Source organism: Geomonas oryzisoli, assembly GCF_018986915.1.
Lineage (GTDB): Bacteria > Desulfobacterota > Desulfuromonadia > Geobacterales > Geobacteraceae > Geomonas > Geomonas oryzisoli.
Window position 1 is genome coordinate 3,770,752 of sequence record NZ_CP076723.1, and the last position, 19,670, is coordinate 3,790,421.

Annotated in this window: 16 protein-coding genes and 1 riboswitch; of the genes, 3 read left to right on the plus strand and 13 right to left on the minus strand. The window is 62.3% G+C overall.

Going from position 1 to position 19,670, the window contains the following annotated elements:
• Positions 1-81: 81 nt before the first annotated feature.
• The 7 genes from KP004_RS16590 to alr form a co-directional block, all read right to left on the minus strand.
• Positions 82-351 carry a cytochrome c3 family protein gene (locus KP004_RS16590; protein WP_216799539.1) on the minus strand — a complete coding sequence of 90 codons (270 nt, stop codon included), beginning with the start codon at positions 349-351 and terminating at the stop codon, positions 82-84.
• A 91-nt stretch (positions 352-442) separates the two neighbouring features.
• Positions 443-949 (minus strand): 5-(carboxyamino)imidazole ribonucleotide mutase, encoded by a 507-nt coding sequence (gene purE, locus KP004_RS16595; protein WP_216799540.1) that lies wholly within the window; start codon positions 947-949, stop codon positions 443-445.
• A gap of 265 nt (positions 950-1,214) precedes the next feature.
• The gene (gene purD, locus KP004_RS16600) at positions 1,215-2,486 is read right to left on the minus strand and encodes a phosphoribosylamine--glycine ligase (RefSeq protein WP_216799541.1); all 1,272 of its coding nucleotides are present in this window, start codon (positions 2,484-2,486) and stop codon (positions 1,215-1,217) included.
• Between the two features lie 174 nt (positions 2,487-2,660).
• Positions 2,661-4,223, minus strand: coding sequence for a bifunctional phosphoribosylaminoimidazolecarboxamide formyltransferase/IMP cyclohydrolase (purH, locus tag KP004_RS16605; RefSeq protein ID WP_216799542.1), 1,563 nt, complete (start codon positions 4,221-4,223; stop codon positions 2,661-2,663).
• Positions 4,224-4,345: 122 nt separating this feature from the next.
• The gene (locus tag KP004_RS16610; RefSeq protein WP_216799543.1) at positions 4,346-5,599 is read right to left on the minus strand and encodes an ASKHA domain-containing protein; all 1,254 of its coding nucleotides are present in this window, start codon (positions 5,597-5,599) and stop codon (positions 4,346-4,348) included.
• Positions 5,586-6,617, minus strand: a complete 1,032-nt coding sequence (selD, locus tag KP004_RS16615; RefSeq protein ID WP_216799544.1) for a selenide, water dikinase SelD — start codon at positions 6,615-6,617, stop codon at positions 5,586-5,588. The genes KP004_RS16610 and selD overlap by 14 nt, the downstream gene beginning before the upstream one ends.
• Positions 6,618-6,840: 223 nt before the next feature.
• Positions 6,841-7,980, minus strand: coding sequence for an alanine racemase (alr, locus tag KP004_RS16620; RefSeq protein WP_216799545.1), 1,140 nt, complete (start codon positions 7,978-7,980; stop codon positions 6,841-6,843).
• Between the two features lie 152 nt (positions 7,981-8,132).
• Positions 8,133-8,234: riboswitch (TPP riboswitch) on the plus strand.
• Positions 8,235-8,511: 277 nt separating this feature from the next.
• Here alr and thiD point away from each other — a divergent pair.
• Together thiD and thiC are read left to right on the plus strand one after the other, a co-directional pair.
• Positions 8,512-9,966 (plus strand): bifunctional hydroxymethylpyrimidine kinase/phosphomethylpyrimidine kinase, encoded by a 1,455-nt coding sequence (thiD, locus tag KP004_RS16625; RefSeq protein WP_216799546.1) that lies wholly within the window; start codon positions 8,512-8,514, stop codon positions 9,964-9,966.
• Between the two features lie 210 nt (positions 9,967-10,176).
• On the plus strand, positions 10,177-11,487 hold the full coding sequence (gene thiC, locus KP004_RS16630) for a phosphomethylpyrimidine synthase ThiC (protein ID WP_183350736.1): 1,311 nt from the start codon (positions 10,177-10,179) through the stop codon (positions 11,485-11,487).
• 112 nt (positions 11,488-11,599) lie between these two features.
• Here thiC and KP004_RS16635 read toward each other — a convergent pair whose 3' ends face one another.
• From KP004_RS16635 to KP004_RS16655, 5 genes are all read right to left on the minus strand, one after another.
• Complete coding sequence (locus tag KP004_RS16635; RefSeq protein ID WP_216799547.1) at positions 11,600-11,941, minus strand: response regulator; 342 nt, start codon at positions 11,939-11,941, stop codon at positions 11,600-11,602.
• 298 nt (positions 11,942-12,239) lie between these two features.
• Positions 12,240-13,640 carry a heavy metal sensor histidine kinase gene (locus tag KP004_RS16640; protein WP_239026838.1) on the minus strand — a complete coding sequence of 467 codons (1,401 nt, stop codon included), beginning with the start codon at positions 13,638-13,640 and terminating at the stop codon, positions 12,240-12,242.
• A 46-nt stretch (positions 13,641-13,686) separates the two neighbouring features.
• Positions 13,687-14,364, minus strand: coding sequence for a heavy metal response regulator transcription factor (locus KP004_RS16645; protein WP_216799549.1), 678 nt, complete (start codon positions 14,362-14,364; stop codon positions 13,687-13,689).
• A 34-nt stretch (positions 14,365-14,398) separates the two neighbouring features.
• On the minus strand, positions 14,399-14,752 hold the full coding sequence (locus KP004_RS16650; protein WP_216799550.1) for a hypothetical protein: 354 nt from the start codon (positions 14,750-14,752) through the stop codon (positions 14,399-14,401).
• Positions 14,753-14,770: 18 nt separating this feature from the next.
• Positions 14,771-16,294 carry a B12-binding domain-containing radical SAM protein gene (locus tag KP004_RS16655; RefSeq protein WP_216799551.1) on the minus strand — a complete coding sequence of 508 codons (1,524 nt, stop codon included), beginning with the start codon at positions 16,292-16,294 and terminating at the stop codon, positions 14,771-14,773.
• Positions 16,295-16,625: 331 nt separating this feature from the next.
• On the opposite strand from KP004_RS16655, the gene KP004_RS16660 reads away from it, so the two are divergent.
• Entirely contained in the window at positions 16,626-18,104 is a 1,479-nt protein-coding gene (locus tag KP004_RS16660; RefSeq protein WP_216799552.1) for a LuxE/PaaK family acyltransferase, read from the plus strand.
• Positions 18,105-18,331: 227 nt separating this feature from the next.
• Here the strand turns inward: KP004_RS16660 and KP004_RS16665 are convergent, their stop codons facing one another.
• On the minus strand, positions 18,332-19,666 hold the full coding sequence (locus KP004_RS16665) for a B12-binding domain-containing radical SAM protein (protein WP_216799553.1): 1,335 nt from the start codon (positions 19,664-19,666) through the stop codon (positions 18,332-18,334).
• Between the last annotated feature and the right edge of the window lie 4 nt (positions 19,667-19,670).

A 19,670-nucleotide genomic window follows, 5' to 3' on the forward strand; every position in this document is an offset into this window, starting at 1 on the left:
CGAATACACAACCAGACAAAAAAAAGGGTAACAGGCGAACCTGTTACCCCTAACTCTGCAATTTGCTTCCCGTAAGGGAGATTACTTCTTGTGGCACTCACCACACTTGGTCGGGCCGCCCTTGGCAGCGTGGCACTCTTTGCAAGCCTTGCCGTGTGCCGCATCCTTGTTGATAGCGATCTTGGTCGGTGCGCCGTCGCCGTGGCAGACTTTGCACTCGTTTTTGCCCTGGTGAGCCTTGTGGTTGAAGGTGACGTTGCCCATTTTTGCGGGGTAAACGACGGAATCAGCGGCCATTGCGGTAAAGGCAAAGGCGAGGGTCAGAGCTACTGCAGCGAAAACCTTTTTCATGAGTGTTCCCTCCATTTTTTTGAGACTGAAAACGGGCCGAAGGTATACAAACCGGGGCTCATTGTCAAGGAAAATCAACTGCAAACGGGCATCACTTCTGCAGTGCGGCCTGCAGCGCCCGGTCCTTTTCTTCCACCTCTTCGGCCATGCGCGTCTTGTAGGCGACGAACTTCCCGCGCAGTTCGGGGCAGGACAGGGAGAGCATCTGCACCGCGAGCAGACCTGCGTTCTTGGCGCCCGCCTTACCGATGGCCATGGTGGCGACCGGCATGCCGCCGGGCATCTGCACCATGGCATAGAGCGCGTCCACGCCGTTCAGTGCCCCGCCCGGCATGGGGACGGCGATGACGGGGAGCGGCGTTTCCGCGGCGACGACGCCGGCCAGGTGGGCGGCCATGCCGGCTGCGGCGATGATGACCTGGATGCCGCGCCCTTCCGCCTCGCGGGTGAGCTTGGAGGTCTTGGCGGGGGAGCGGTGTGCCGAGGAAACGTGCATCTCGTAGGGGACGCCGAATTCGGTAAGAACCCTGGCCGTCTCCTCCATGGTGGTCAGGTCGGAGTCGCTTCCCATCAGAATCAAAACGGTCGGATTAGACATAGTTTCTCCTTGAAGAAAAAAATAAAACCATTGGCCACGGAGAAAATCTGAGGAAATCTGAGAACTGCAAAAAATACTAACGGGTAAAACCTTTAAAACCGGTAGCCACGGAGCAAATCGGAGAACACCTGAGAGAACCAAGTCTTGTTTAAAGCAAAAGAAGTGGTTTTCGCAGACTTCCTCAGATTGCCTCCGTGGCTAATGATTTTTCTGTTTTCTCCGAAGTTCTCAGATTTTCTCCGTGGCCAATGGTTTTGGATTTGGTTTAACGGTTCATGGCCTTGGCGCCGATGTCTTTTCTGTGGTGCATGCCGGGCCAGGTGATGAGCTTCACGCCGCTGTAGGCGCGATCAATCGCTTCTTTGACGGTGGCACCGAGGGCGGTGACGCCGAGAACACGGCCGCCGTTGGTGACGATGGCGTCGCCGCTTGCCTTGGTGCCGGCATGGAACACGACCAGGTCCTCGACCTTGGCCGCCTCGGCAAGCCCCTCGATGACGTCGCCCTTCCTGTAGTCGGCGGGATAGCCTTCCGCCGCCAGCACCACGCAGACCGCGGCCTTGTCGTGCCACTCGATTTCGACCCCTTCCAGGCTGCCGGAGGCGACGGCCATCAGGATGGGGACGATGTCGGACTTCATGCGCATCAGAAGCGGCTGGCACTCCGGATCGCCGAAGCGCGCGTTGAACTCGAGGGTCTTGACGGAGTCGCCGTCGATCATGAGGCCCGCGTAGAGAACGCCCTGGTAGCGGCGACCTTCCGCCTTCATGCCGTCCACGGTGCGGCGCATGACTTCGGCCATGGCCTTCTCGTGGATGAGAGGGGTGACTACCGGAGCCGGGGAGTAGGCGCCCATGCCGCCGGTGTTGGGGCCCTTGTCGCCGTCGAAGACGGCCTTGTGGTCCTGGGCGGAAGCAAGCGGGATGATGCGCTCGCCGTCGGTGAAGGCGAGGAAGGACGCCTCCTCCCCTTTCAGGAACTCCTCGATGACCACGCGGGAGCCCGCGGCACCGAAGGCGTTACCGGAAAGCATGTCGGTGACGGCTTCCACCGCCTCGTCGCGGGTCTGGGCGATGATGACCCCTTTGCCCGCGGCAAGACCGTCGGCCTTGATGACGATGGGGATCCCGGTTTTGTCGATGAAATCGATAGCGGCCGGCACCTCGGTGAAGACGCCGTAAGCCGCGGTCGGGACGTTGTACTTCTGCATCAGGTCCTTGGAGAACGCCTTGGACGCCTCGATGATGGCGGCGTTCTTACGGGCGCCGAAGGCTTTGAGACCGTTCTCCTCGAAAAGGTCGACCAGGCCCAGCGACAGCGGCAGTTCCGGGCCGACCACGGTCAGTTCCACCCCTTCCTTCTTGGCGAAGTCGAGCAGTCCCTGGAGATTGTCCACGGCGATGTCCACGTTTTCAGCCAGCCCCGCCGTGCCCGGGTTGCCCGGTGCGCAGAACACCTTCTCCACCAGCGGGGACTGGGCGATCTTCCAGACCAGCGCGTGCTCGCGCCCGCCGCTGCCTACAACCAATACCTTCATATAAACTCCTTTATTCAATTGACAATGGACAATTGACAATTGACAACGAAAACCTTAGCTGCGAACAACAAGGTAAGACAGACAATAAGAGCAAACTGTCGCCCCCTGTAAAAAATGACAATGGACAAAAGACGGTGAGGCGTTGTCAATTGTCCATTGTCAATTGTCAATTGATTAGTGCCTGAAGTGCCTCATCCCGGTGAAGACCATGGCGATGTTGTGCTCGTCGGCGGCGGCGATGACTTCGGCGTCGCGCATGGAGCCGCCCGGCTGGATGACGGCGGTGACGCCGACGCTGGCGGCGTTGTCCAGGCCGTCACGGAACGGGAAGAAGGCGTCGGAGGCCATGACGGCACCCTGGACCGGAATCCCGGCATGCTCGGCCTTGATGGCGGCGATGCGGGCGGAGTTGACGCGGCTCATCTGGCCGGCGCCCACGCCGACGGTGGCGTTGCTGCGACCGTAGACGATGGCGTTGGACTTCACGAACTTGGCGACGCGCCAGGTAAAAAGGAGGTCTTCCATCTCCTGGTCGGTCGGCGCGCGCTTGGTCACCACCTTGAGCTCGGTAAAGAGGTCGAGGTCGGCATCCTGCACCAGCATGCCGCCGTTGACGCGTTTGAAGTCGTAGCGGGCAGCGGGCTGCTCGGGCCAGAAGCCGCACTCCATGAGGCGGACGTTCTTCTTGGCGGCGACGATCTCGCTGGCGGCCTCGGTGACCTTGGGAGCGATGATCACCTCGACGAACTGGCGCTCCACGATGGCGCGCGCGGTGGTCTCGTCGAGCTCGCGGTTGAAGGCGATGATGCCGCCGAAGGCGGACTCGGGGTCGGTCTTGTAGGCGAGGTCGTAAGCTTCCATGATGTTGCCGGCAACGGCGACGCCGCAGGGGTTGGCGTGCTTCACGATGACGCAGGCGGGCTGGTCGAACTGCTTCACGCACTCAAGCGCCGCATCGGTGTCACCGATGTTGTTGTAGGAGAGTTCCTTGCCCTGAATCTGGCGCGCGGTGGAGATGGAAGCCTCCTTGGCCCCCTTCTCGACGTAGAAGGCGCCGGACTGGTGCGGGTTCTCGCCGTAGCGCATCCCCTGGGCCAGCTGGTACTGCAGGGTCAGGGTGTCCGGGTACTTGGCGACGCCTTCGCCGGTGCGGGCGCCGAGCCAGTTGGAGATGGCGCCGTCGTAGGCGGCGGTGTGCTGGTACACCTTGACGGCGAGGCGGAAGTTGGTCTCACGGGAGACGCTGCCGCCGCTGGCCTTCATCTCGTCCAGGACGAGCGCATAGTCGGCGCAGTCGACGATGACGGTAACGTCGCGGTTGTTCTTGGCAGCGGAACGGAGCATGGTCGGGCCGCCGATATCGATGTTCTCGATGGCGTCTTCCATGGTGCAGTCTTCCTTGGCCACGGTCGCCTCGAACGGGTAGAGGTTGACCACCACCATGTCGATCGGCTCGATGCCGTGCTCCTGCATCTTGGCCACGTGCGCCGGGTTCTCCCTCATGCCGAGGATGCCGCCGTGCACCTTCGGGTGCAGCGTCTTGACCCTGCCGTCCAGCATCTCGGGGAAACCGGTGAACTCGGAGACGTCCTTCACCGGGATGCCTGCATCACGCAGCAGTTTTGCGGTGCCGCCGGTGGAGAGGATCTCCACACCGTAGCCGGCCAACGCCCGGGAAAATTCCACCACTCCAGTCTTCTCCGACACGCTTACCAGCGCGCGCCCAATCTTTGCCATTGCTCGCTCCTTTTTGTAGAACCAAAATTGCCACGGAGAAAATCTGAGAAAATCCGAGAAAACCTTCAGAAGAGGTTCAGTCCTTCTCAGATATCCTCAGATTTTCTCCGTGGCTAAAGTCTTTAGGGTTTCGGGAAATCTATATTGGCCAGGAAGTGCTTTTCGAAGAGCGGTGTGCCGGAAAGGGGAATGACACGGACCTTTTGCGCCAGGTGTTCCATCCGTTCGCAGCCATCCGCGTCGACCAGCACGCGCTCCACGCCGGCCAGCGCCCCTTCCTTGATAAATCCGGTGATTCTTACCATTTTTTCGTTGAAAATTCCAACCTTTTTTAGCACATCCGGCGACAGCACGGCGCCGAAGGAACCGGTCAGCACCACCCGCGCAACGTCGTCCATGGACAGGTTCGCCTTGCCCAGGAGGATCTCCATGCCGCCGCGCATCGCCCCCTTGGCGAGCTGCAGTGCCCGGATGTCCTCCTGGTCGAGATAAACGAAACTTTTGGCGTCCCGGTGCAGCACGAAGGCGGGGATTGCGTTCACCTCCTGCACCCGGTTGCCCAGGTTGGAGTCGATCTCGGCAGCGGGGAGGAGCCTGCCGGTTGGATCGATGACGCCCTGCTCCAAAAGGGCAGCCACCGTGTCCAGGACGCCCGTACCGCAAATACCGCAGGGGGGAGCGCCGGCGATGGTGAATAAAAGAAGCCTGTCCCCTTTTATCTCGACCCCGCTCACCGCACCGGGTAGCGCGGCCATGCCGCACTTGAGGTTGCCACCTTCGAAGGCGGGACCGGCCGCGGCCGAGGTGGCGAGGTAACGCTCGCCGTCGAAAAGGGCGATCTCGGCGTTGGTGCCGACGTCCAGGAAGAGGGTTCCGGGTGCGGGCGCCTCAGGCAGTCCGAAGAGAAAGGCAAGAAGGTCGCCGCCGACGAACCCGCCCGGAAGCGGCAGCAGGTAGCACGGATAGTCGCGGCTCCAGCCAAGGTCGAGGGTGGTTACGGATTTTCCGGCGGAAAAGAGGGGGCGAAACGGAGGATGGGCCAACGACTCTACCGGCAGGGCCAGGGCGATGGTTTCCATGGAGGGGTTGCCGGCGATGGCCACTTGAACAAGATCTGCGGGCGACGCCCCGGCCTGGTCCAACAGCACACCGGTCATGCGATCCATCTCGGCGGCCAGGACGGACTGCATCGCGCGCAGGGTTTCGGGATCTTCCCCGGCGGTGAGGCGGGCGAGGACGTCGGCTCCCCAGCGGCGCTGGGGATTCATGGCGCCGGTGACGGCCAGCCGTTCTCCGGTGGCCTGATCGACAAGCGACGCAGCTATGGTGGTGGTGCCCAGGTCGAAAGCGGCGGCGAGCCCCCTAGACGAAGACAATGGCGCTCCCCCCGGCGGGCTCGACCTCGCCGATCGCTGCGGCGAAGAGGCCGGACTCATCGGCACGGGCAAGGAAATCACGGGCGTCGTCGGGGGCAAGAGAGATGAGGAGTCCCCCGGAGGTCTGCGGGTCGAAGAGCGGCAGCAAGGCATCGCCGCCGGAGCCGATGACGTGGGACTCGTAATGCTGGCGATTGCGGTAGCAGCCGGCGGGGACCATGCCGTCGTCGATGAGGGCCGGGACGCCGGACATGATGGGCACCCGGGAGAGTTCGATGCGGAAGGTTACCTTGGCGCCGAGCGCCATCTCGCAGGCGTGGCCGATGAAACCGAAACCGGTCACGTCGGTGGCGGCAGTAGCGTTGCAGGCGACCATCAGTTCGCACGCCTTGGCGTTGAGCGCTGTCATCCAGCCGATCGCTTCCTGTGCCAGGGCGCCGTCGATCATCTCCGCCTTGATGGCGGTGGAGACGATGCCGGTCCCGAGCGGCTTGGTAAGGATGAGGACGTCCCCGGGGCGGGCGGTGCAGTTTCTCACGATGCGGGAGGGATCGATGAGGCCGGTGACCGCGAGGCCGAATTTCAGCTCGTCGTCTTCGACGGTATGGCCGCCGACCAGGCAGCAACCCGCCTCCTTGAGCGCATCGGAACCGCCGGCGAGGATCGCGGCCAGCACCGGGGTCGGCAGCGAGCAGGCCGGGAAGAAGGCGAGGTTCATCGCCGTCACCGGTTTGCCGCCCATGGCGTAGACGTCGGAGAGAGCGTTGGCCGCGGCGATGCGGCCGAAGGTAAAGGGATCATCCACCAGCGGCGTGATGATGTCGGTCGTCTCCACCAGGGCAAGGCTTTCCCCTATGCGGTAGATCCCCGCATCCTCGGCGCCCTCGACACCCACGATGAGGTTGGGGTCGTCCGAGCGGGTTATGTCGCGGATGGCATCTTCCAGGCCCGCCGGGCCCAGTTTGGCAGCTCAACCCGCCGCCTGCACCATCGTTGTAAGACGTACCTTGTCAGTCATAAACACCCCTAAACTCAAATTCACAAACAAGACCGTTAGCCACGGAGAAAATCTGAGGAAATCTGAGAACGGCAACAACCAGAACAAAACCTTTCACAAGGAGAACATCTGGGGAAATCTGCGTCAAAGGAACGAGAACTGCTTTTGGTTTCACCAATCAAAAGCCTTTGGCTTTCTCCGAAGTTCTCAGATTTTCTCCGTGGCCAAAGGTTTTGTTCTGGCTTTACCCAATATACACCCTGCGCACGCGGCGGGTGGCGATGCCGCACATGATCTCGTAAGGGATGGTGCCGGCTTTCTGGGCCAGTTCCTCGGCTGAGATGCGGTCGCCCATGGGGTCGGGTCCCAGGAGTGTCACGTCATCCCCCACGGCAACCCCCTCGATATCGGTCACGTCGAGCATGATCCAGTCCATGCAGACGGTGCCGGCAACGCGCGCCCGCTGGCCGCGGATCAGCGCCTCACCCTTGTTGGTGAGACTGCGGCAATAACCGTCGGCGTAGCCCACGGGAACGCTGGCGATGAGCGCACGCTTGTCGGCGACGTAGCGCCTGCCGTAGCTGATGCTGGTCCCAGGCTCCACCCATTTGAGCATGGCCACCCGGCTCTTCAGCTTCATGACCGGCAACGCTGAGTTTTCATCGGCGAAATCGCGGCTGGGCGCGGCGCCGTAGAGGATGATGCCCGGCCGTACCAGGTTGCAAAAGGGTAGATCGGCGGCGAGAATGGCGGCGCTGTTGGCGACATGGACATAACGGGGATCGAATCCCTGGCGCCTCGCCTCGACGACTGCGGCGTTGAAGCGCTCGGCCTGAAGCTTGGTGAAGGCGAGGCCGTCCGGATCGAGCTCGTCGGCACTGGCGAAGTGGGAGAAGATCCCTTCCATCTCCAGGTTCTTGAACTGCTTCAACTGCTCGAGGAATTCGGGCACGTTGTCCCAGGTGACGCCGAGGCGTCCCATGCCGGTATCGACCTTCAGGTGGATCTTCGCCTTGCGGTAGCACTTTATCTCCAGGGCCGCCCGGTCGAGCGCGGCCGCCTGCTCCAGCGAGTAGAGCGCGGTGGAGATGTTCAACCCGATGCAGCGCCTCTCCTCGCCGGGATAGACCCCGCCCAGGATAAGCACCGGCCGGTAGATGCCGCTCATGCGCAGTTGCACGCCCTCCGCCAGGAAGGCAACGGCGAAGGCGTCCACCCCGAGCTTCTCCAGCTCCTCGGAAACGTACTGGAAACCGTGGCCGTAGGCATCAGCCTTGACCACGGCAAGAATGCCGCACCCCTGGGGCACCTTCTTCTGGACCAACCCGAAGTTGTGCCTGAGTGCGGCGAGATCTATCTCGACCACCGTCGGACGACTGTCCATCGCGAAATCCCGTATCGGTATATCTGAATGAAATCAGGCCGGGACAGTCCCGGCCACAGATTTTTCTACCACTTTAGCCCTTGAGTGTAAAGGCAAAAACCCGAAAGCGATTGACTTTGCAAGAGGATTCCATTATGTTTACGGCCTCAGCAAAAGCCAGCTAGGGGAGTTCGCCAGAACTGAGACAGGTTGATCCTGAACCCTTTGAACCTGATCCGGGTAGTACCGGCGTAGGGAAGCGGCGCGTACTCCGACCTTTTTATCCTGGAGCCGTGACCCCTCGTCGCGGCTTTTTTATTTTTAAAGACTAAATCGTTGGCCACGGAGAAAATCTGAGGAAATCTGAGAAAGACAAATCTTTTGGGTTACCCCCGAAGCCTTGCCTGTAAGTTTCTCTCCGAACTTCTCAGATTTTCTCCGTGGCCAACGGTTGGTTTTGCTTTACCCCAAAAGCTTTGTTTTTGGTTTTCTCAGAAGTTCTCAGATTTTCTCCGTGGCCAACGGTTTTCGGTTTGGTTTAAGAGGTGTGCCTTGTTAAGACTCGTAGTGGACCACAGCGGGAAGGAACGGCGTGTAGCTGGACTGTACCTGATCACGGACCAGGGCGAACGCCTGGTGCCCCGGGTACGTGAGGCGCTCTCCAGCGGCGGCGTCACGCTGCTGCAATACCGCGACAAGCTGCGCAGCTTCGACGAGCGCCTGGCGCTGGGAAGCGACCTGAAACACCTGTGCGCCGAGTTCCAGGTGCAGTTCATCGTGAACGACGACCTGGAACTGGCAGTGGCGCTGGACGCCGACGGACTGCACCTGGGACAGGAAGACGGCGACCCGGCCGCGGCGCGGGCCGCCCTTGGGCCGAAGAAGCTGATCGGCATCTCCACCCATTCTGTCGCAGAGGCGCTCGCCGCCCAGGAGGCGGGTGCGGACTACATCGGCTTCGGCTCCCTCTACCCCACCGAGACAAAAGACGTCGAGTACCTGCAAAGCCCGGAAGTACTGGCCGAGTTGAGGCAGCAGGTGCAGATCCCTATCGTGGCCATCGGCGGCATCACCAGGGACAACGCCTGCCCGGTCATCGACGCCGGGGCGGACGCCATAGCGGTCATTTCCGCGGTCCTTTCCTCCCGCTCGCCCGGCCTGGCCGCGACGGAACTGTCGCTTTTGTTCAACCGCACCCAGATGCAACCGCGCGGCGCGGTGCTCACCATTGCCGGCAGCGATTCGGGCGGCGGCGCCGGCATCCAGGCAGATCTCAAGACCATCACGCTGCTGGGGAGCTACGGCGCCTCGGCCATCACCGCCCTCACCGCGCAGAACACCCGGGGCGTCACCGGCATCCACCCCTCCCCTCCCGAATTCCTGGCTGAGCAGATCGACGCTGTGCTGTCGGACATCCCCATCGACGTGGTGAAGATCGGCATGCTCTGCTCGCCGGAAAACGCCGAGATCGTGGCCGACAAGCTGACGGCCTACGAGATGAGGATGGTGGTGCTCGATCCCGTGATGAGCGCGAAGGGCGGGGTCGCACTGCTCGAGGACGAGGCGCTCTCGGTGCTGAAAAAACGGCTCGTGCCGGCCAGCTACCTGGTCACCCCCAACATCCCGGAAGCGGAAGCCCTCACCGGCCTCACCATCACCGACAGCGCCGGGATGGAACTGGCCGCCCGCGCGCTGCACCTCATGGGCGCCAGGCACGTGCTGGTCAAGGGGGGGCACCTGACCGAAGGGGTGGTGACCGACATCCTCTTCGACGGCAACAGTTTCACCCGTTTCAGCGCGCCCCGCGTGCTCACCCGCAACACCCACGGCACCGGTTGCACCCTGGCCTCCGCCATCGCGAGCAACCTGGCCCAGGGAGAGCCGCTGCCGACCGCGATTCTGCGCGCGAAGCTGTTTGTTACCCGCGCCATCAAGTATTCCCAGCCGCTCGGCAAGGGACACGGACCGGTGAACCATTTCCTGGCGGCACGGGAGCAGGGGGAGTAGGGAAATAAGCGCGGCGCCTATAGGTGGGCCAAGCGTCCCCTCCCCCGGAGGGGGAGGGACAGGGAGGGGGACGCGTAGCGACTTCAGCCTGCTTCCCCCCTCCCAGCCTTCCCCCTCCGGGGGGAGGAGCATGCAAAGCATCGTTCTCTTTGGCACCACAAGAGCGACGCAAAGAATTCAGTAAAGAACGAGCCTTAAAAAGGAGCAACCATGACCCAGCTGGAATACGCCCGCAAGGGGATCATCACCGACAAGATGAAGACGGCAGCCCTCGCCGAGGGGGTCGACGCCGAGTTCATCCGCGCCGGGATCGCCGCCGGGAACATCATCATCTGCCATAACAACAAGCACGTGAACGGCACCCCGCTCGCGGTAGGCAAGGGGTTGAGGACCAAGGTCAACGCCAACATCGGCAGCTCCGCCGACGACCTCAACATCGACAAGGAACTGGAAAAGGCGCGTGTGGCGGTGGCCAGCGGCGCCGACGCCATCATGGACCTCTCCACAGGCGGCCCGGTCGACGAGATCCGCCGCGCCGTGATCGCGGAGACCCCGGCCTGCATCGGCACCGTGCCGCTGTACCAGGCGGCACTCGACGCGGTGAGAAAGCACAAAAAGGCGATCGTCGAGATGACCGTGGAAGACATCTTCCAGGGGGTCATCAAGCATGCCGAGGACGGCGTCGACTTCATCACCGTGCACTGCGGCGTGACCCGCTCCACCGTCGAGCGCATGCGCAAGGAAGGGCGCATCATGGACGTGGTTTCCCGCGGCGGCGCCTTCACCATCGAGTGGATGGCGCACAACAACGCCGAGAACCCGCTTTACGAGCACTTCGACCGTCTGCTGGAGATCACCAAGGCGTACGACATGACCCTGTCGCTGGGAGATGGTTTCCGCCCCGGCTGCCTGGCCGACGCCACCGACCGCGCTCAGATCCACGAGTTGATCATCCTGGGCGAGCTCACCCAGCGTGCCCAGGAGTACGGCGTGCAGGTGATGATCGAGGGTCCGGGCCACATGCCGCTGAACCAGATCGAGGCCAACATCCTTTTGCAGAAGCGTCTTTGCCATGGCGCCCCCTTCTACGTCTTGGGGCCGCTGGTCACCGACATCGCCCCGGGCTACGACCACATCACCTCCGCCATCGGCGGGACCATCGCCGCCGCGGCCGGTGCCGACTTCCTGTGCTACGTGACCCCGTCCGAGCACCTGAAGCTCCCGAGCGTCGAGGACGTGCGTGAGGGCGTGATGGCGTCGCGCATCGCAGCCCACGCCGCCGACATCGTCAAAGGGGTCAAGGGGGCCATCGAGAAGGACAACCAGATGGCGCGCTGCAGGAAGAAGCTCGATTGGGAAGGTCAGTTCGCGCTCGCCATCGACCCGGTCAAGGCGCGTCGTCTGCGCGAGGAGTCCGGCGTTGCCGACCACGGCGCCTGCACCATGTGTGGCGAGTTCTGCGCCTACAAGGTGATGGACGACGCCACCGAGCGCGAGCGCGCCAACGCCGCCTGCGCATAGCAACGCCAAGGTTGCCGTAACACCTGTAGGGGCGAATAATCATTCGCCCCGTTTGCCCCACGAAAAAGCCGCTGCCCCCAAGAAGGGACAGCGGCTTTTGTTGTTTAAACCTTCAACGCAAGGACGCAATGACGGCCAGGACTTCATCCACCCTGCCGGGCTTGTCGACCATCGGGACCGCGAGTCGGCAGGCGCGCGCCTGCACCTCGGTGGAAACCGCTGCCGAGACCAGCACTATTTCCATGTCAGGGTCCAGCCGCTGCGCCAGGGCCGCAAGCTCGAGGCCATCCAGCCCCGGCATCTGCAGGTCCGTCAACATCAGGGTGAACCGCTTGTCGGCCAAGGCGGCCAGTGCCTCCTCCGCATCGCCGGCCTGGCTGACTTCGAATCCGGAGTCGGCGATGATGCTGCCCACCAGCCGGCGGTACTTCTGATCGTCGTCAACCAACAACACTGACGCCTTTGCCATTGCCATGGTGCCCCGTATCTCAAAAAGTGGGGGGCGGCAGATCATCGGACCTGCCGCCCCCCAGAAGGGACGTCCCGAAGAGGAGGTAAGAGACGCCCCTGCAACTTGTTGCCCGCTGTGTGGTGTTGGTGGAGAAAGCACGCCGATGGTACCGGCAGAATGAGGAACAAATGTGGAAGAAATGTGGAAGTACGCGTTTCGCATTCTCCTACGGCTGCGCCGTGCCGGGATGCGAACGGGAACGAGGTGTAGCGGTTGGGATGGCCATGGCAGCGCCCCCCGGTCACTCCCTCTCGTCGGGTGGCGCCTGTAACGACGGATGCGGCGGGAAGTGCAGTGTCACGGTGGTTCCGTGCCCGGGACGGCTCCATGCGGAAGCGTCGCCGTTGTGCATCTCCATAATGGCCTTCACGATGGCAAGGCCGAGGCCGGTGCCTCTGTGCTGCGAGCCGGATTTGACCCGGTAGAACCGGTCGAAAAGAAAAGGCAGGTGCTCGGAGTAGATACCGCAGCCGGTATCCGCAACGCTTATCTCGACCTCGCCGTTACTTCCCTCGGACGAGAAGATGGTCACTTCACCTCCGGCCGGAGTGTAGGTAAGGGCGTTGCTGATCAGGTTGCTGAGAGCTCGGCGGAACAGGGTCCGGTCCCCCCAGAAGGACGCTTCGACGTAGCTGACCAGTGAAATGCCGGCAGCGCCGGCCTCTTCGGAGAAGTAGTCCACCACCTCCTCGACCTCGGCCCCCGCGTCCAGTCTTTCGAACATCAGGTCGTTTTTCTCGTTGTCGGCACGGGCCAAAAAGAGGAGCTTGTCGATCACCGCCGCCAGCCGTTCGTACTCCGTGAGGCTGGAGGAGATGATCTCCTGGTACTCCTGCGGGGTCCTTTCCTGGGAGAGGGCGATCTCCGCTTCCAGCATCATGTTGTTGATCGGCGTGCGCAGCTCGTGGGCGAGGTTGCCCGAGTAATGCGACAGCCTCTGGAAGGAGCTCTCCAGGCGGACCATCATGGCATTCACTGCATCGACTACGGGATGCATCTCGGTCGGGAAACTTTCTGCTTCGAGCCTGGTGCTGAGCCGGCTACCGGTGATGTTCTTGATCGAGTTGCAGAAATCATCCAGGGGCTTGAGCCCCCGTCTTACCACGACGTAGGAACTGGGAATGGCGAACAGGAAGGCACCCAGGCCGAAGAGAACGAGATAGGTCCGGTAGACGTTGATCAGTTTGTTGTGCTCGGCCAGGTCCAGCCCGATGAGCAGGCGCCAACCGCGAGCCTCGGAGACCGGATCGGAGAGCTTGGCGGTCCTCAGCAGGAAGTCGCCGGCGCGGCCCTGGTACTTTCTGGCCCTGGTATCGCCGGCAGGGGGGAAGGCGGAGTCGGGGACGGTTCCCCTCAAGTTGGGACAGTCGACGATGACCTCCCCTTCACGGTCCACCACGCGCATCAGGATGCAGTTGGTGGTGGCGTCTTCGCCCCGTGCTTCCGCGGCCATCATCTGCTTGATGGCGTTGAGGCCGGCAGGGGTGGACAGCAGGGCGCGCACCGATGTGATCTCAGCCTGCAGCTGCTCGGCGCCGGAATCGTTGATGTGCTGGACCAGTTTGAAGTACAGAAGGGATGCGCATAGCGTGAAGCCGACGAGGATGGAGATGATGTACAGCACGGCCAGGTTATGGGCCATGGACCGGGTACGCCGTGGTGCGGTTTCCTCCGGGGAGGGGGATGAATCACTCATCGCGGTCCTCGAGGACGTAGCCCACGCCGCGCACGGTGTGGATAAGCTTCTTGTCGAAGGGGCCGTCCACCTTGGCCCGCAGCCCCGCCAGCTTCACGTCCACGATCTTCATGTTGGCATCGAAGCCGAGGTTCCATACCGACTCCGCGATGCGCAGGCGTGACTGCACCTCGCCGGCACGGCGGATCAGCATGGAGAGGAGCGCGAACTCCTTGGGGGTCAACTCCAGGTGTTTTCCGGAGCGGGTCGCCTTGCGGGCGAAGAAGTTGACGGTAAGATCGGCCACCTGGACCTCGTCCTGCTGCAGCACCTGGCCGCGGCGCAAAAGCGCCTGGATGCGGGCACAGAGCTCCCCGAAGGAGAACGGTTTGACCAGGTAATCGTCGGCCCCGGACTGCAGGCCGCAGATCCGGTCGTGCACCTCGTCGCGCGCGGTGAGCATGATCACCGGCGTGCTCATTCCCGCCTGGCGCAGCCGTTTCACCACCTCGAAGCCGTCGATGCCCGGAAGCATCAGGTCGAGAATGATCAGGTCGTACGCCTTCTCCTTCGCCATGGCGAGCCCCTTCAGGCCGTCGCCGGCGATGTCCGCGTTGATGCTGACCTCCGCCAAACCTTTGCGAAGCTGTTCCGCGGTTTTTTCAGAATCTTCAATGATCAGGAAATTCATGCCAGACCCTTTCCCGGGCTGAGCCCGGAGTTCGTCAACTGAACGCCGTGCAGTACCCCCAGTAAATTCCACCGCCTACTACGACGAGCAGCACCACGTGCTTGATCACCAGCATCTTGCGCCTGGTCTTCTCGGTCTCGGCACCGTAGAAGTTGTCCACGTAGGTGAAGCTGCGCATCCCGCCGGTGGCGAAGATGACCACGGCAGCTCCGACGCTGTTCCAGAAGAAAAAATGCTCGATCTGCGTCAGGGTCCCGGCGACCGGCGGTGCCTCCAGCCGATAGCCGTGCAAAAGACGGATGGCGATCAGCGCGGAGAGCCAGTAACCGGTCATGAAATCGTGGATGAAACCGTTCAGAACGACGGCGATTTTTTTAATCCTATCCATTGCGCTCCTCGAGCCGTGTCAGGGGATCGGCGCAAAGGTGTGGGGGTGCGACTGGGCATCATCCTGCGCCCGCTGCATCCCCTTCACGCTTTTGACCAGCGCCTGCACCTCGGGCGGCATCTGCCCACCCTGCTTCATCATGGCCCGCATCTGGCCGGCCAGGTACGAGTTGTTGATCAGGATGTCGAACACCGCGAGCATGAACTCCTGCTTCCAGGGGGAAAGCTGGTGCAGGTTCTGGAACTTGTGCATGAAGAACTTCTGGCTCGCCCTGCCCAGCTCGCGCTCCAGCTCCTCCAGCGTCATGTTTTTCGGCTTGATCACCGGTTCCACCAGGTTGTACTTGCGGAAGTCCGTGGTCGCCACGTACGGCTCCAGCTCGGGGTAGAGCTCGGCGTAGGGCCACGGTGCGATGGCGAGGAAGAAGGCCATGTCCGGGTTGTAGTGCTTGGCGAGCTCGATGGTCTTCGCGATGCTCTCGGGGGTGTCGTCCGGCATCCCCAGCACGAAGGAGGTCTCCGACACGATGTCTGCGTTGTTGATGATGTCGATGGCCGCCTTGGACTGCTCCACCTTGGTGTTCTTGTTGAAGAGGTCCAGGGTTTCCTGGTCCCCCGCTTCCACACCGACGTAGATGTGCTCCACGCCCGCCTCGCGGTACTTATCCATGATGTCCGCGTCGCGCAGGATGTCGTCGACGCGGGTCTCCATGAGGAGCTTCACGCCGACCTTGCGTTCGATCATCAGGTCGAGGATGCGCACCCAGCGCTCGCGGTCGAACGTCGGGATCTCGTCGGAGAGCATGGCGACCTCGACGCCGTAGCTGTCGCGGAGAAGCTCCAGTTCCGCCACGAAGTTCTCGGCACTCCTCGCGCGCCAGGAGCGCTCCCAAAAGAGCTGCTGCGAGCAGAACGAGCACTTCTCCATGCAGCCGCGCGAGGAGGAGACGATCGCCAGACGCGCATTGTTCTTGGCGCGGTAGCGGTAGATGGGCCACTCCACCAGGTCCCAGGCCATGGGGAGCGAGTCGAGGTCGGCGATGGGGGCGGCCTTCGGCGTCGCGACCACGGCGCCGTCGCGCCAGAAGGAAAGCCCGGGCACGGTGGCGGGGTCGCCGCCGGCATTCAGGCAGTCGAGCAGCTTGACCAGGGTGACCTCCCCCTCGCCGCGCACCACGAAGTCGACCGTGTCGTGCTCCGCCTTCAGGATCTCGTCGTAACAGAAGGTGGCGTGGACGTTGCCGTGCACGGTGACCACCTGCGGGTTGATCTTTTTCGCCAGCGCGGTCAACTCCAGCGCGTGCGCGATGGAAGCGGTGAAGGAGGTGGTGGCGACCACGTCGGGTGCGAAGGCGCGCAGGCGCTCCTCGATCTCCGGCCACTTGTGCCACAGGCTCATGGCGTCGTAGTAATCGACCTCGTACCCCGCGGCACGCAGCGACCCGGCGATGTAGACGAAGCCGACGTTGAGCCAGGTCCCGGCCGACTCGACGACACCGGAGTGGTACGGCGGCGTGACCAGGGCAACTCTTTTAATGCTCATAACCTGTTCCTTGTTTATGTGGAAGCTGTAATCGAAGAAACGTTTCTGCTTATTTTTGCATTACAATATGCCATACATGACGAAAAAATGAAAATGAAAAGACTCATTTATAATCGCTTTAATATCTGCATTACTAAATCGGAACCTGACACAGCCAGGCAGGCCTGATGATACAGTACAGGACGGGCGATTCTGCTTAAAATGTGCGCAGAAGTCCAGTTCGAAAAAGGAAATTTGCTTAACTAATAGTCACAATAATAGTCTTGACTGCTATACAACCAATGGCTAGTATAGTAGCCGCTGTAAAAGTCTTCTTTTAAAGGAGTTCTTCATGTCCGAGACACAGAGCCTGAGCCACCGTCTCACCGACGAAATCGTCGCCATCATCGAAGCCGGAGTGGACGCCGAGCTGAGCGATGAGAGGTTCAACGACTACTGCATGCAACTCTTCGAGCTGCAGTACAACAGCAACGCCATCTTCCGCGAGTTCTGCGACCTGAAGAAGGTCCGCCCGGGCGACATCAGCCGCTGGCAGGACGTTCCCATGGTCTACAACGACGTGTTCAAGACCCACCTGGTGGCGTCATTCCCGCTGGAGCAGTCGGTGATGGCCTGCCTGACCGGCGGCACCACGAGTCTCACCCAGCGCGGCCGCATTTTCCGTGACGAGGACGGCAAGAGGCTCGTCTTCGGCGCCAACAAGATGATGACCAACTCCTTCCTGTTCCCGGACTTCGAGGAAGGGAAGCGCTGCCGCATCCTGATCCTCGCGCCCAGTCCGGAGATGGCCCCTTCCATGGGGATGGCCATCGGCATGGACCAGACCCGCCAGGCCTTCGGCACGCCGGACAGTATGTTTCTTCTCGGCAAGACCGGTATCGACGTAAAGAACCTTTTGAAGGCGCTGCGTGAATCCGAGGCGAGCGGCGTCCCGGTGGCGCTCATCGGCGCAACCGCCGCCTACGTCTACTTCTTCCAGGCCTGCCGCAGAAAGAAGATCACCTTCAAGCTCCCCGCCGGCAGCCGCGTCTGCGACGGCGGCGGGTACCGCGGCCGCTTCGGCGTGGTCACCCGCGACGACTACTACAACATGGTCCAGGAGATCCTCGACGTGCCGCGCCACTACTGCGTGAACGTTCTGGGCGAGGCGGAAACCGCGACCAACCTGTTCGACGACGCGCTGCGCCGTCACGTCAAGGGGCTTCCCGAGAAGAAGCTGGCCCGCCCGGTGCCGCCGTGGTCCCGCGTACTGGCCATGAACATCGACGACCTGTCCCCGCTTCCCGACGGCGAGGTCGGGCTTTTGGCCCACTGGGACTTGGCCAACGTCCCGACCGTGCTGGCCGTCATCACCGACAACCTGGGCTACACCACCGACAACGGCCGAAGCTGCGAGATGGTCGGCCGCGCCAAGATTGAGAACGGCAAGGTTTCGCCGCTGCCCGACGAGGAGCGCACCATGGGACCCATGGGCGACTCCGCCATCTTCCGCATGCTGGAGACCTACACCAACTTCTCCATCGACCTGAAGATGCGTCTGGCGAAGGACCCGAAGATGGCCCCTAGCGTGCGCGAGGAGATCGAGGCGCGCCCCGGCTCGGTCGCCTCCTGTCCGCAGGTGGTGGACGAGATCCTCGTTTCGCAGGCGGACAAGGAAGCCGCCGAGCTGCGTGACCGGTCGCTTGGTGCTTTCAAGGACCAGACCGAGCGCCCGCTCGACTGGTTCGTAACCGAAGCCGAAAAGCAGAAGCTGGTCGATCACCCCGCCGGGCTCCAGTCGGAAAAGCCGGCGCCGGAGCAGAAGAAGTAGGTCAGCACAAGACGAAGTAGCGCAATTTCAAGAGAGCAACATCAGCCCCCGCAGGTGCCCAAGGCGCCGCGGGGGCTTTTTTGTGTCTTGCGGCCGGCACTGCGGCGACAAGCTTCCCCCTCCCTGTCCCTCCCCCTCCGGGGGCGGGAACGCCGGGGCCGCTGTCCACCCTCCTCCCCCTGGAGGGGGGAGGTCGGGAGGGGGGAAGGTTTCCCCCCAGCCCTACCCTACCTCTGCCTCTTCGCCCGCACCGACTCCCTGTTCGCCTTCCACTGCTCGAAGGCGATTTTCACGCCCTTTCGCACCGGCAGCTGCGACATGAGCGACAGGATGTGCGCGTAGGGGAAACCGGCCATGGGGACCTTCATCATGTGCCGCAGCACCCGGGGGAGACTCAACTGCTCCAGGAGGCTGATGTAGAAATGCTCTTCCCTCAGCTCCGGCGTCATCATCGGATCGGGATGATCGAAGAGCGCGTAGGAGCCGTTGTAGTACTCCCACCCAAGCTCGGGATAGATGTAGGGCTCGTACTCGCGGGAAAGCACCGTCCCCGGGTAGGGGACCACCAGCGACGGGTGCATGGAAACGCCCAGCCTATCAGCCACCTCGACTGCGCGCTTGAAGTCGTCGAAGGTATCCTCGCGCGATCCAAGCATGTAGAAGAGCGAGACATCGATGCCGTGGTCCTTCAGGGTCCTGACCGCGCGCTCACGGTCCACCCCGATCTTGCCGTTGGCCTTGTACGCCTTGAGGCTCTTCTCGGAGATGGCGTCCCAACCGACCCAGACCGACAACAGGCCGCTCTCGCGCGCAGCGTTCAGCATGCGCGATCCTTCCGGCGCCAGCACGGGGCCCAGGCTGCCGAAGGCCATGTACTTCTTGGGGCTTCCCTTGAGCGCGGTGAAGAGTTCGATGGCGCGCTTGGTCTCGGAGCTCCACCAGATGTTCTCGTCGCCGATCTCGTACATCTTCTCGGGGATGGCGGCCACGTCGCGCACCACGTCCTCGATGGGACGGAAGCGGATCTTGGCGCCGAAGAAGGGTTTCACCGAGCAGAAGGTGCAGTTGAAGGGGCAGCCGCGCGAGGTGTTGACGATGCGGAACTGGTGGTTGTTCTTGAGCATGCCGTAGAGCGGCGTCGGCATGTTGATGAGCTCCAGCTGCTCGCCCCGGTAGAAGGACTGCAGTGTCCCGGCACGGAAATCCTTGAGGACCTGCGGCCAGCAGCTCTCCGCCTCGCCGATGACCACGGCGTCGCCGTGCGTCTTCGCCTCCTCGGGCATGGCCGAGGCGTGCATGCCGCCGAAGACCACCTTGATGCCGCGCGCCCTGAGGGAATCCGCGATGTTGTAGCCTGAGACCGCAGTGGGGGTCAGGATGCTGATGGCGGCGAGGTCGCAGTCGACGCTCTTGTAGGCGTCGGGGGTCGCGCTGCCGGAAATCAGCTGGATCTCGATGGAGGGGTCCGCCTGGCGGGTCAGCGCCGCCAGGTATTCCAGGATTGGGGGAGCTACCGGTGTCCAGCCGAAGGGAAGCGGCGGAAAGATGATGCAAAGTTTCATGTAT